Annotated in this window: 13 protein-coding genes and 1 pseudogene; 1 reads left to right on the top strand and 13 read right to left on the bottom strand. The window is 38.9% G+C overall.

Features of this window, described 5'->3' with window-relative positions; genetic code table 11:
* Positions 1-54 precede the first annotated feature (54 nt).
* Positions 55-1362 (top strand): site-specific integrase, encoded by a 1308-nt coding sequence (locus ACQ9BO_RS09500; RefSeq protein ID WP_431244517.1) that lies wholly within the window; start codon positions 55-57, stop codon positions 1360-1362.
* Between the two features lie 348 nt (positions 1363-1710).
* Here ACQ9BO_RS09500 and ACQ9BO_RS09495 read toward each other — a convergent pair whose 3' ends face one another.
* From ACQ9BO_RS09495 to ACQ9BO_RS09435, 13 genes and pseudogenes are all read right to left on the bottom strand, one after another.
* Positions 1711-1986 carry a DNA-binding protein gene (locus ACQ9BO_RS09495; RefSeq protein WP_431244516.1) on the bottom strand — a complete coding sequence of 92 codons (276 nt, stop codon included), beginning with the start codon at positions 1984-1986 and terminating at the stop codon, positions 1711-1713.
* 341 nt (positions 1987-2327) lie between these two features.
* Positions 2328-3479 carry a hypothetical protein gene (locus tag ACQ9BO_RS09490; protein ID WP_431244515.1) on the bottom strand — a complete coding sequence of 384 codons (1152 nt, stop codon included), beginning with the start codon at positions 3477-3479 and terminating at the stop codon, positions 2328-2330.
* A gap of 15 nt (positions 3480-3494) precedes the next feature.
* On the bottom strand, positions 3495-3935 hold the full coding sequence (gene traN, locus ACQ9BO_RS09485) for a conjugative transposon protein TraN (protein WP_431244514.1): 441 nt from the start codon (positions 3933-3935) through the stop codon (positions 3495-3497).
* Positions 3890-4357, bottom strand: a complete 468-nt coding sequence (gene traN / locus ACQ9BO_RS09480) for a conjugative transposon protein TraN (RefSeq protein WP_431244513.1) — start codon at positions 4355-4357, stop codon at positions 3890-3892. Before traN (ACQ9BO_RS09480) ends, traN (ACQ9BO_RS09485) begins: the two co-directional genes overlap by 46 nt.
* Before the next feature lie 12 nt (positions 4358-4369).
* Positions 4370-5017 carry a conjugative transposon protein TraM gene (gene traM, locus ACQ9BO_RS09475; RefSeq protein WP_431244512.1) on the bottom strand — a complete coding sequence of 216 codons (648 nt, stop codon included), beginning with the start codon at positions 5015-5017 and terminating at the stop codon, positions 4370-4372.
* On the bottom strand, positions 4933-5661 hold the full coding sequence (locus tag ACQ9BO_RS09470) for a hypothetical protein (protein WP_431244511.1): 729 nt from the start codon (positions 5659-5661) through the stop codon (positions 4933-4935). The genes traM and ACQ9BO_RS09470 overlap by 85 nt, the downstream gene beginning before the upstream one ends.
* A 262-nt stretch (positions 5662-5923) precedes the next feature.
* On the bottom strand, positions 5924-6532 hold the full coding sequence (traK, locus tag ACQ9BO_RS09465; protein WP_431244510.1) for a conjugative transposon protein TraK: 609 nt from the start codon (positions 6530-6532) through the stop codon (positions 5924-5926).
* Positions 6533-6608: 76 nt separating this feature from the next.
* Positions 6609-7769, bottom strand: a complete 1161-nt coding sequence (gene traJ / locus ACQ9BO_RS09460; RefSeq protein ID WP_431244509.1) for a conjugative transposon protein TraJ — start codon at positions 7767-7769, stop codon at positions 6609-6611.
* Positions 7770-7772: 3 nt separating this feature from the next.
* Positions 7773-8408, bottom strand: coding sequence for a TerB family tellurite resistance protein (locus tag ACQ9BO_RS09455; RefSeq protein ID WP_431244508.1), 636 nt, complete (start codon positions 8406-8408; stop codon positions 7773-7775).
* Between the two features lie 11 nt (positions 8409-8419).
* On the bottom strand, positions 8420-9034 hold the full coding sequence (locus ACQ9BO_RS09450) for a hypothetical protein (RefSeq protein ID WP_431244507.1): 615 nt from the start codon (positions 9032-9034) through the stop codon (positions 8420-8422).
* A gap of 14 nt (positions 9035-9048) precedes the next feature.
* Entirely contained in the window at positions 9049-9732 is a 684-nt protein-coding gene (locus tag ACQ9BO_RS09445) for a conjugal transfer protein TraI (RefSeq protein ID WP_431244506.1), read from the bottom strand.
* A gap of 9 nt (positions 9733-9741) precedes the next feature.
* A pseudogene (locus ACQ9BO_RS09440) lies at positions 9742-12181 on the bottom strand (TraG family conjugative transposon ATPase).
* A gap of 66 nt (positions 12182-12247) precedes the next feature.
* Positions 12248-12562, bottom strand: coding sequence for a DUF4133 domain-containing protein (locus tag ACQ9BO_RS09435; RefSeq protein ID WP_431244505.1), 315 nt, complete (start codon positions 12560-12562; stop codon positions 12248-12250).
* Positions 12563-12571 lie beyond the last annotated feature (9 nt).

The raw sequence follows: 12571 nt of genomic DNA, 5'->3' as shown, positions 1-12571 counted from the left end.
GACTTGATTTGACAGTAATATTATTCTACATTTATTAACCTAAAAAGTGGAATTATGTTAGAGAGCAGTTTCGGTTTGGGATTCTTTTTAAAAAGACCCAAAATAACAAACAAAGAATGGATTGTATACTTCAGAATTACTGTTGATGGTATACGCAAAGAAGGTTCAACCAAAAGAAAATGGGAAAATGCACGATGGGATCAAAAGTTTGAACGAGCCCTCGGATCAAAGGAAGATGCAAAGTCGCTGAACTTCTTTTTGGATTCGCTGACTTTAAAAATCAATGAAATCAAAACCGAAATGATGTACAGCGGCAAAACCATAACCGCTGAGAAAATTATGGACGAGGTTCTGGGCAGGACAGCGCCAAAGATTAAGGTGCTCGAAGAATTTCAAAAGCATAATGATGAAATGGAGGCGCTTCTTGGAAAAGGCTATGCAAAAGGCACCCTTGACCGGTTTACCATTACTAAAAACCATTTGACTGCGTTTATAAAATTCAAGCTTAAAAAGCACGATCTTGAATTTGCGGATTTGAATCTTGAGTTTGTAAAGGACTTCGAGTTTTATCTTAGAACTGTACGCGACTGCGGCAACAACACCACCCTAAAGTATATTGCAAATTTCAAAAAGATTGTAATCCGCGCCATTGATAAGGAGTTAATCACCAAGGACCCATTTAAGAACTTTAAGGGACGTAAAACAAAACTGGTAAAAAAACCACTCACCGCACAGGAATTGTACGAACTTGAAAGTCATTATTTCACAACTGACAGGCTCAATGTCGTAAGGGATGTATTTGTCTTCCAATGCTACACTGGTCTGGCTTACATAGACGCTTATCAATTAAAGAAAACTGATATCAAAGAAGGCATTGATGGAAATCTATGGATTATGTCCGAAAGGCAGAAAACAAACTCATCATTTAATGTCCCTCTTCTTCCCCAAGCACTGAAAATAGTTGAAAAATATAAAGAGCACCCGCTATGTATCCAGCGTGGAACCGTGCTTCCTGTTTCATCCAACCAGAAAATGAATGAGTATCTAAAAGAGGTGGCAGTCTTGTGCGGCTTTCCTTTTACATTAAACACGCATATGGCACGCCGTACTTTTGGAAGCACTGTGACATTAAATAACAACGTCCCTATTAATGTAGTTAAAGAACTGCTGGGTCATGCATCGGTAAAACAGACTGAGGCATATGCTATAACTGAGCAGGCCACAATCGGACGTGAAATGTCTATTCTCAATAAAAAACTCAATAAAACTGGCTCCAAAATGTCTAAGCCTGATTTGGCGGTTCTCAGCAGGCTCGAAAAGGAAATTCAGGCAATCAAAAAGAAATACAACATTTCTTCGTGATAAATAAATTTCAAAATATATTTAAAATTAAAAGAGGCTATCTCAAATATTTTGAGATAGCCTCTTTTACACAACTTAACTTCGCTTTTATATCCTGGATGATAAGATGGGGTGTACTTAATGTATCCTAAATCCTGAAGCTGTTTAAAATACTTATGATAAGTCGGTAGCGTATTCACATGTGACAGCTCCATAATTTTACTGCGGCTGACTTTAATCCTTCTTCTTTGGCCCTGCCTATAGCCTAATTCCAGTATTGCTGTCAAAATTGATAGATGCCAGACATTTAGTTTAGGATCATTACTATACATTGACAGATAACTCATTATAAAGCTTTCTTTTAATCTTTTAGTGTTTATCATCATCAAAAAGTTTTAGAATATCTTCTTTATTGTAGTAGTACGAGCCAAGCACTTTTTTGAAACGGACTTTTTGGCTTGTTCTAAGATTCTGTACTGAACCTGCTGAAATATCAAGCAGTTTTCTCACAGACTTGCTTTTAATCCACTCTGGTTCCAAAGTTTCTTTCCGTCCAGAATCCTTATCTTTAAATACAGCCTGTATTTTATCAACTAGAAAAAGACCAAACTGTCTCAGATCTTCCTTGGTTACAATTTCATTCATAATACAATTTCATAAAATTATTAATTGCAGAACCTTTAACTGTCCGCATCTGCTGAAAACAAAAAATATACTTCACTGCCACGATTTTTTTAAAAGATGGTCTATACTTTATGTATCCATACTGATGAAGTTCCTGGACACATTTATGATACGTATTTGCTGAAGAAACTTTAGCAATAACAATAATCTCCGAGCTAAAGACAAAAATTGGATTAATGAAGCCCTTAACGGATCTAAATTGTAATAGAGCCGCATAAATGGCAATATGCATCGGACTAATCCGGTAATCATTCTCTATTGCGGTAAAAAAATCCGATAAAGGCTTTAATTTTTCCATAACTTTAAAGTGAAGGAGTTTTTCTTTTCTTTACTTTATTATCTTTCCTCCCTAAATCAACTTCATCAGAATCTAGATTTTTTTTGATCTTTAGATACTGATTCTTTTTGAGATTCAGCCTTTTTTCTTCCTTGCTCTCTCGATGATTAATTCTTTGTAAATTTTCATCATAAACATTAACAGTCTTAAACTGGGGATTTGCCTCCACATACATTTTGCTTTCGACACCGCCGACAACAAAAGTCGCCGACTGAAGGTTTCCTTTCTTTAGCGAATTCAAAAGGTCTTCTTTATACTTCGGAGTATTCAGTTCCTTGATTGAATGTTTTGCCAGACTTGCTTCCAGATCATACCCGTAGTTCTCATGGTATTGATTGAGTTTAAAATTTCCCTGAGAATCTGATTCTTTGAAGTTCATTTTTAACCAGCAATTATAGCTCTCCCCTTCTCTATTTTTAAGATCTTTATTGACAGATCTGCCTTCCATCAAATTATAAGCCTCTTTCATTGTAATACTGGCGCTGTCTTTGTTGATGTAAAAAGTGTGTTCCAGACCAGGTTTGTTCTCTTCTTTCTGCAGATTGACGTGATAGGAATTAAAAAAGTACATATCTGTCTGCTCAGACTTTTTGAAATTTAAATCTACAGTTAGGGTATCTTTATTAGGAACACCATTGTTCATAATGCCAGTGTGCATGATTTTAAAATCCTGATCACCTTTCATCATTTTCTCTCTCAGTTCAGCATCAAACGTCTCTCCAAAGCCAGTGTATTTCAGCTGATCTTTCAGGAATTCAAAATTTTTCTGATTCATAATATTTGTATTTAAATTGTTATCTAATATTTCTTTACTCTCCCTAAATCGCTTAGCAAATCCAGTAAGTTCAAAAGCTTCATTATCGAACGTATTAATTCCGCTCTCTAAAACTGCTCGTAAGTCATCAATAACTGATTCAACCGGCAGGCTCTGAAAATAATTCGCATCATTGGTCATAACCAGACAGTACTCCTTCGCATCCAATGGGTTTCTAAAAAACTCAATTGTGTCGGTATCAGTCACCTCATCGGTATTAAAGGCGACAAATCGATGGCCGATACAAGCCATTTCCTCGGCAAACGACAGCATCATTTCAGTGTCAGCTAAATTGAGTATCATAATTTATTCTAAAGCTTAAAAAGTGTCACTGCTTAATTCTGTAATCGGAAAAACCAGATCAGTCAGGTTATTATTTATATCTACTTCCAAATGTCTTCCGCCGTTTTTTTCAATCATCTGAATCGTTAGATACTTATTCTCCGGGATGGTAAATTTCTCCAGCGCATAGACTTTTATTATTTCAGATTTAAAAGGAATTACAGAAGATGACGAAGTTGCATACAAAGGCTCCAATTCAATTTCCTGTGAGGCAGTTCGTTTTGATTTTCTCTTATCCCTGATAAAGAAACGAAACTGATCAATATCGTAGTTAATCTTTGATTTGTTTTCAAAAACAACACGCAGATACAAAACATTCTGCTGAATAAAGATGCCGTTCACCGCCAGTCTGATCTGATACTTTGATTTTTTTAGACCACCGATTTTTTCTTTTTGGAATATGCGGCCCAAGCACACTGTTCAATTCTTTTCTGATTTTCGTTTTCTAAAGAAAACAGCACGTCCCTGCTTGCGACCACTGCGTTTTCAGCCTTAAAATTTAAGTCAGGGCACAAATCGTCATAATTCAGTACAAAAACGTACAATTTCCCGTCAGAAGTTACAACTGTCAGATTGGTCTGGAAAAAATGCTGTTTAGCGGCTTTTACAAGTAGTATATTCTCAACTCCTTTTGCTTTCTGTACAAGCACTTCTGCGCTTCCTTTATCTATACTCTTGATTGTATAAGGAAAAATAATGCTTGTGGTTTTAGAAAAACCTATTTGTAGATTTTTATACTGGTCTTCGTAAAAGACAGTTTCCCTTGCGTTTGACTGTGGATTAACTGAAACACAAACCAGCGGCAAACTGATTAAAAACAAATAATTCGCTCTTTTCATATTTTCTCTCTTTTAAGGTTTTAAATTCTTTTGTTTTTCATCATACAGCGGCACCTGGTACCCTGCCTTTACAACTACTTTTATGAGTTTTACCTTTTTGCTCATAAGACTTTTGGTCGCCTCGATGCCCATACCTGCGGCCTGTGCTCCCCATGAATCCGAAATCCCAGTAAGACCGAGAGTCTGAATGGATCTGTCAGCTGATGCTTTAGCCACATCCCTGTTAATTGCTCCGGGAATATAGATGCCGTCAATCCCGTCAATATCATAGACTGCCAGCTCGACGGGAAATATCGAATTATTGTACTGGATGTTTGTGATTTTTACCTCAAGCCTCTCCCCTTTTAAAGCCGCCATACCATACAGAAAAGTATTTCTGGGTATCATTGTTCCTTGGAGAAAAATATCATTCGTAAGTCTTAATTTAACCACCGAGCCATTGACAATAGTCTGCGTCTGATGCACAACTGCTTCAATAGAATTTTGTATTTCTTCATCAGGCTGTGCTTCCTCCAGAGAATAAAATTCATTTGTTTTCAAAGAGGTCTGCCAATCGGCATTCCGCTGAAGTGAGCTTATGTTATTCTCTGCTTCTTTTTTCTGCACTGAATATATTTTGCCTTTTTTGCTCTCAGATGTTTGTTTAAGCCTTTCCTGCACATGCGTCGCGGATGCTGTATATCCAAAATATTTTCCAGCATACCGCCTAATTGCTGAAGTTCCGGATCAGGTTCCTGAGGCGTGCTCATCGTCGACATTAGCCCTTCAAGTTTTTTAATCTCTTCCGATTCTCCACTAGAAGTGCCGTAATTTTCAAATTCCCTCATGTCCTGACCGTAAGCAGGGACAGCAGGCTGGCTGATTATGTTTTCAAGAGCCCTCAGCTTCTCATAAACTTTCTGTTCATTGCGGTCCTGAAAAGACTGAGAATTAAAAGCTGATCTGTTTTTTGGAAGCATGCGGGATTCAAAATCACTTGTGGAAAAAGAATCTGATTTATCTTCCGAGACTTTATTATCAATATAGTTAGGATCTTTTTTTATCTGCTCCCGCAGTTTTATCGAATCAACTGCCGCCTGATCGTAATAGCTCATCTTATCCAGTGCTGAATCTGCTTTAAATTTAGGCAGTGGCAGATTAAAATTGAATCCTTTCCTTTCATCGTTCTCTGCCATCTTGGATTCCATTCTTCCGCCGCCTAATGAATAAAATAAGAATGTGAGAAATGGAAATGTTATAAGAGGCGACATTAAAAGCATCTTTCTCTTTTTAGATTCCTTTGGAGATAATGTTTTCTCTTGCATAATTTTAATTTTTTAAATTGATTGTCTTAATTTTTGAAGCTGTTGAAACCTCAGCTTGTTTATAAAATGTCCTATACAGGTTATAAATTAAATAACCCGATGTCAAAACCATAAAGAACAGAAGTCCCCAGATCAGTTTTGTTTTAGAGAGCCCATCTGTGACTCTCTTCATTTTTTCTGCCCATCTTCTCTGCACTAGCAGATAATACTTGTGATACACAAAAGGCTCAGACTTTCTTGTATAAAAGGATTTCATAAATCTCTATTTTCTGGTTTCTGCTGAAAGATCTTTGTTTTCAATAGTATTAAACCGCTCGATAAGAAAACCATGCGGATTATTATCGCTTCTTGATACATTGCGAAGCGCACCTTCTGTAAGCAGGCTTCTTTTCAAAATACTGGTAGTACGGATAATGTTCTGTCCGGCATAACATCTAAAACGGTAGGGATATTCACGGATATCAATACTCACACTGTCAATCTGGATGGTCTGGCTGATATTTCCTGATATAATACCCGAATAAAAATTGTTTTCCTTCAGGTCATCATAAACCCGTTTTGCACTGTCGTCTGCCAGATATAGCGCTTTTGTGATATTGGTTTTAATGACCTTATCATCAGGATCAAGGGTAAAGAAAAACTTGTGAAAGGTTTTCACATGGTCCCTTGCTTCAACAGCAATATTATCTTTTCTTTCCGAAGCGTAAGCTTCCAGCGCTTTGCCGTTTGCCAGAATATATACTTTATCCTGCATAAGGCTCACTGTCTGGAAACTTTTATAGACAGCATAACAGCTTATTATGATGCATCCTGCAATTACAAGCATCGTGAAACCTCTCACATATCTAAATGCCGTATCAATGTTTTTCATTTTGGTAAACATATGCTCCTTTTATTAAGTCTGTTTAGAATTTCCTTTAAGCCTGTCATTCATATAGTTTCCTTTATCAGTAAAATAAGGACTGCTTCCTGCTGTCGCGACCATGCTCGCTGGTCATTCTCCGATCCGCATCTCCCATCGCATCAGCGACCATTCCAACCGCATTTGAAGAGGTTCTCACAACAGAACTAGCTGAATTGCTAAACATGCTTGTCACTTTATGACCCAAGGCTCCTCCTCCGCCTGCATGAACTATATAATTGGCAACAGAAGGCACGGTAAAATATCCTATGATACCTATTATCATGAAAATTAAATATGACATATCGGTCCTGCTGAAAAAAGTGTCACCTGTTGCCTGCACCTGCGAGAGGTCCAGCTTGAGCATGAGTTCCTGAATCTTTCCTATAATACTTCCGAATATATTGGCAACAGGAAGCCAGAGGTAAATATTGATATATCGGGCAAGCCAGACAGTGAGCGTGTGCTGGAAACCTTCAAATACTGCGATTCCAAATACCAGCGGACCTAAAATGGAAAGCACCACCAGCTGAAAGGTCCGAAGGGTGTCAATGCATAAGGCGGCGACTTCAAACAAAACCCTCAGCACCTCGCTCAGCCATTCCTTGACCGAATTTCGAAAACTGTAAGAAGCTTTTTCCATCGCAAATTTGACATCATTGCCTATGCCTGCGAGCATGCTCTCATCCGATGGATCAGCACCGTCATGCGTATACTTATACCATCTGTCACGATCACCCGTACCTGCAGTCCCGACATACATCTTCCATGGATCGGTTTCTTTAATTGCTTTTTCTTTCTCTTTAAGCAGAACAGCAACTGCATTGTTAGAGCCTGTTACCATAGCCGCAGTAGCTGTAACAGTTGGTTTCATAACTCCGTTAATAAGTGCCAGGACCGACGGAAAAATCATAATGCAGAATCCTATAACAAAGGGGCGGAAGAGCGGATAAAAATCAATGGGCTCGGCACTTGCTATATGCCTCCACACGCGTGAGGCGATGTACCATATAGTTCCAAAGCCTGCTATTCCCTGCCCTACTGCTATAAGATTAGAACACAACGGCATCATTTGATCATAAAGCTGGTCTAAGACCCCATGAAGACTACTCATATCTTCACCAAGTCCCTGTGCTATTATTCTGCAGGGAAGCAGTAATATGATAAGCATCACACAAACTGCTTTTTTGTTTAATAGGCATTTCATACTCTATTCTTTAAATTCCTGAAAACTCTTTGAGACATAAACATCATTTTTCTCTTTTGATCTCTGAAGGGCCAGCACATTAGATGAGGCATTAAAGTTTCTTAAGAAAAGTAGCTTATCCTGCATCTGCTCATAGATATCGTCAACGGCCTTTAGCCTCTCGTCATCCGACATCCTGAGCTTATCCGCAGTTATGACCATCGTAAGTTCATCGAGATTTCGCAGGCTCTGATTAAGCAGGTTTCCGTAAACTTTCTCAAAGTAATTTATTTCCTGTCCGCTGAAATTTCCGCTTTTTATAAATCGGTTCATTCCGTTGCGGCTTTCCTTGACTATTGAAATCTGATATTCTACTATCTCTGCTACCCTTTTGTAATTCCTCACCGCTGGACTTACCTGCATAAGCGCATCTAGAAAAGTTTTATGCAGGCTGAAGTTTCCTTCAGTCATATCTTTCACCGTTTTGTATCCACCTGAAAGCGGCTCATATCCCTTTTTCATATCACTGAGAATTTTCTTGAACTGGGATAGCTTTTCGATATTCAAAATCAGTCGCTGAATTTCTGCTGACTGCCCCATTGATTTAACTGGAATCATTAACAAAGTGATCAATATTGTCAAAATCAAAATCTTTTTCATAGTAGCTTAATTTATAATCCATATAATTCATTAACATTCTTAGAATCATTTTTATCGGCAGATTTTGAAATCGACAGCAGTCTGGCATCGCCGCAGAAAGAAAGACAGAAATTATAATCCTCCAGCATAGTTTTGTGCAGGAGATCAATGCGCTCAAGCCTCTGGTCATCTTTTAGTTCCAGTTCTGCATCGGTGGTAATAACAAGCGGCTGGTCGAGAGTCTGGCCGCAGTTCTGAAGAAGTTTCTCAAAAGACCTCTCTATATAGTCCAGTTCATTACCGTGAAACAAATCAACAGTCTTAAGATCTGCCAAAGTCTTGTCGCAGAGTTTTATTATTTTAAACTGCATGGAAATGATCTCAACAGTTTTATAATAATTCCTAACCTTTGGATTGATTTTTAAAAGTGAGGTAAAATAATCACCATGCAGGTTTAGCTCTCCTTTTCTGGCATCACCTATGAAATTAAGCCCCTTTGATACTGCCGAATATCCTTTCTTTGCATAGTCAATATAAACCTGAAGTGCCGCTATTTGCAGGATTAGTTCCTTCCTCTGCTTTGCCTGCCCGCTCATATTTTGATTAAAAACACAGAGCGCTACTAGTAGTACACCTATCTTTTTCATGTTTTTTTATTGAATTATGGAATTCCGTAAAATTGTTTCACTTGGTTTACATCTGCTTCTGTTTTGGCCCTCTGAAGACTCAGCAGTATGTTCTGCTGGTGAAACATTGTAAGGTCGTCGTAGTTCCCATCAATCTGATCAGCGACCTTGTTGATGATTTCCAGACGTTTGAGATCGCTCATCTGGGTGGCAAAAGAATCCAGAATCAAAAAAATCTGGTCGATATTCTTCACACTTTCCTCTAGTATTCCTGTATAAACGCGCTCCATATACTGGATTTCGCTGTCTTTAAAATGAGTATCCTGCCTGAAAAGATTCCAGGCTCTTTCATATTCCTGAACAAGCTGTGTCTGCTTTTTGGTAATCTCTTTTATCCTCTGGTAGTAGGTGATTATTGACTTTACTTTAGCGAGCTCTTCATAGTAGCCTTTGTAAAGATTTTTTTGTTTCTGGGTCCAGTCCGAGATCTCATCGAGCTTCAATTTGGAAAGTACATTTTCCACCTGCTTCTGTGCATTCTGAAGCCAGATCGTTTTATTCTGCAGTTTCTGGATTCTAAGATCGATTGCTTTGATTACCTTCTTAGTTACTGCTTTTACAATTTCCAATATCGGGAGCGCCGCAACTTTTTCCGCAGGTCTTACCGAGGTGCCCACTAGCGACAGGCAGACCATCAAGAGTATTAATTTCTTTTTCATTATTCCTTTTCATTTAATTCCATTTCTCATATCCTGAGCCATTGCGGCTATTCCTTTCTTTATGTCCCCGCCAAACTTCTTCGCATAGGCATTCATTTTCACTTTCTCGCTTTCCTCTGTTGTATAAGCTAAATATTCCTCCGGCGAAACTTCGGTTCTGTAGACCTTTGAAAGCATCCCTCCCAAGGAGATAAACACTTCTTTGTATTTTCTGGCTGGATCATTGGCTTTATTTACAGAAAGTACAAGTGCCTTTTCTTTGTCTGTAAGTCCCAGCGGCTCCTGAATCTGGTTAAACTTATTTTGATATTTGCTCTGGTCCAGAAGGATCTTGCAGTCGCTGTTGTTAATAATGGCCTGCTTGACCACTGGCGAAGAAATAATATCCTCCACTTCCTGGGTTACCACTATCGCTTCCCCGAAGAATTTACGCACTGTTTTAAAAAGATACTTTATGTAATCTGCAAAACCCTCCTTCATTAGTGCTTTCCATGCTTCCTCAATAAGTATCATTTTTCGGATACCCTTAAGTTTTCTCATCTTGTTTATAAAAACTTCCATTATTATGATGGTCACTACTGGAAAAAGAATCGGATGGTCTTTAATATTATCCAGCTCGAAGACAATAAACCTTTCTTTTAGAAGATCCAGATTTTCTGTCGCGTTCAGCAAATAATCAAACTCGCCTCCCTTGTAATATGGCCTGAGCACATAGAGAAAGTTATTCACATCAAAGTCCTTCTCCTTTACTTTATCGCCTTCTAAAATCGAGATAAAATCCTCTTTCAGGAAATCATAGAAGCTATTGAAACAGGGAAATATCTTTGAGTTTATATCCAATTTCTCGTAATACAGCCGCAGGGCATTTGAGAGTGCTACATACTCGCTCCGGTTAAAGGTTTCGTCGTCTTTTTTCCATAGTGCAAGCAGAAGCGTTTTAATGCTCTCTTTTTTCTCCGTATCCAGACTGTCTCCTTCTGAAATATAAAATGGGTTAAAACGGATAGGATTCTTTTCATCGTAAGTAAAATAATAACCGTTTACCATATCGCAGAGCCCTTTATAGCTGTGCCCAACATCCACCAGCACAATATGCGTTCCCTGCTCGTAATAGCTTCTCACCATATGATTGGTAAAAAAGGACTTGCCATCGCCCGAAGGTCCCAATATAAACTTATTGCGATTGGTGCAGATTCCCATCTTAACAGGCTCATCGCTGATATCAACATGAACTGGTTTTCCTGTCAGCCTGTCTCCCAGCCTGATACCGCAGGGACTCAGCGAAGATTTATATCCCGTTTCCATATTCAGAAAGCATACCGCCTGTTCGGTAAAGGTGTCGAAGGTGTCATTCATGGGAAAGTCCGCAACATTTCCCGCCATTCCAGCCCAATAGATCTGCGGAGCTCCGACAGTTTCCTGCTTTGCCGCCGCATCCATCTGGGCAAGAGCTGATGACACTTTGTTTTTAATCTCTTTGAGTTCTTCCTTATCCGTGCTCCAGGCCAGTACATTAAAATGGGCTTTAACCGGAAGCCTCTGCTGTGATACTGCCTCGTTCAGGAAATCATTCGTCGCATCCCTGGCAATCATATTCTCCCGGCTGTAGGCAGAGAGTGACTGCAGTCTGAGTCGCTTGCTTTCCAGTTTTTGAATGGTTTTCTGTGCGTCTTCAATGAAGATATACTGATTGTAAATATGATTACAGGATAAGAGCTGGCCGAGGGTTGACGCAAAACCAATGCTGAATTTGGTCTTATCGGTCGAATAGCGGTCAAAATTAATTCTTGATCCGCATAATCCGGGCAGATCAGCCGCATCACCAAGTGTAAACAATTGGCAGTGTTTATCCCCTACTGCTAATCCTTCGTCAAACCTGATATCCTTAAATACGAATGAATTTTCCTGCTCTGATAAAAAACAGTACTTTTCCACCAGCCCGATTCTTCTGCTCTCGCTTCTAAGCAATTCATTTTGCAGACGCTCCAGCTTTATAAATCCGCTGTCTTCCATAATCCTTTTAAACTGTCCGCAGGTATCTGCAAAATCCTGCAGAAGCTGGGTTTTTAAGGTTTCCTCGGGTACTATAGAACTTCTAAGCAGATTAGAAAACAATGAGGTTCCATTTCTTCTTCCCGCTGGTTTCATGGTCAGCATGATATAGCAGGAATGATCCAGAAAAGGTCTTTCGTTAAAGAAACGCTCGTCGCTTCTGGTCAGAAAACTTCTGTCTTCACTTGAAAAATCAGCTTTATAAGCACTTTCTAAAAACCAGTCCTGTTTATGGAAAACACAAAACTTCGGCAAGCACCTTTAACGCCTTTATCCACGATTGGTGGAAAGCTTCATACTCCTGATCTGACAGCGTAAAAATCTCAGGCAGTTCTGCCTTAAAAACTATAGTTACATCGCCCTGTTTTGACAAAATACAATCATGCTCCACTGCCATAACCGGCGAGCAGATCTTCCATCCTCTTCTCCATTCTTTCTCCATTATATCATTAACGCTCTACAGCTATAGCTTCATAAAAACCTCTCTGCTGTAAACTTTAATCCGCTTAGGAATCTGTTTTTTAGCCAGAGCCTTCATCATTCCGTATTCACCGTAAGTATTACTCATTCTGTATATTTTAAAAACAAGAAAACCTCCCGCCGTTCCAACAAAACCAATGCATATCAAGGAAGGAATTCCAATTATATACAAGACAGCAAATAGAATCATAAGACCTACAACACCTCCGCCCAAATACCAGATGTACTGCGCTTTAAGTCCCTTAAATTCTATGCTCTGATTGATTCCTTTATTGATCGAATAAACGCTGTTACTCATCTTCTCTAT

It is taken from the genome of Flavobacterium sp. P21 (assembly GCF_050632225.1).
GTDB lineage: Bacteria > Bacteroidota > Bacteroidia > Flavobacteriales > Flavobacteriaceae > Flavobacterium.
Note: the sequence above shows the minus strand (reverse complement) of the source record. Positions and strands in the feature narration are given on the sequence as shown.

Bases quoted from the DNA above. Each gene is read 5' to 3' on its own strand.
- ACQ9BO_RS09500 (WP_431244517.1), top strand. From the start codon at position 55: ATGTTAGAGAGCAGTTTCGGTTTGGGATTCTTTTTAAAAAGACCCAAA.
- ACQ9BO_RS09495 (WP_431244516.1), bottom strand. From the start codon at position 1,986: ATGAATGAAATTGTAACCAAGGAAGATCTGAGACAGTTTGGTCTTTTT.
- ACQ9BO_RS09490 (WP_431244515.1), bottom strand. From the start codon at position 3,479: ATGATACTCAATTTAGCTGACACTGAAATGATGCTGTCGTTTGCCGAG.
- traN (WP_431244513.1), bottom strand. From the start codon at position 4,357: ATGAAAAGAGCGAATTATTTGTTTTTAATCAGTTTGCCGCTGGTTTGT.
- ACQ9BO_RS09470 (WP_431244511.1), bottom strand. From the start codon at position 5,661: ATGCAAGAGAAAACATTATCTCCAAAGGAATCTAAAAAGAGAAAGATG.
- traK (WP_431244510.1), bottom strand. From the start codon at position 6,532: ATGAAAAACATTGATACGGCATTTAGATATGTGAGAGGTTTCACGATG.
- traJ (WP_431244509.1), bottom strand. From the start codon at position 7,769: ATGAAATGCCTATTAAACAAAAAAGCAGTTTGTGTGATGCTTATCATA.
- ACQ9BO_RS09455 (WP_431244508.1), bottom strand. From the start codon at position 8,408: ATGAAAAAGATTTTGATTTTGACAATATTGATCACTTTGTTAATGATT.
- ACQ9BO_RS09450 (WP_431244507.1), bottom strand. From the start codon at position 9,034: ATGAAAAAGATAGGTGTACTACTAGTAGCGCTCTGTGTTTTTAATCAA.
- ACQ9BO_RS09445 (WP_431244506.1), bottom strand. From the start codon at position 9,732: ATGAAAAAGAAATTAATACTCTTGATGGTCTGCCTGTCGCTAGTGGGC.
- ACQ9BO_RS09435 (WP_431244505.1), bottom strand. From the start codon at position 12,562: ATGAGTAACAGCGTTTATTCGATCAATAAAGGAATCAATCAGAGCATA.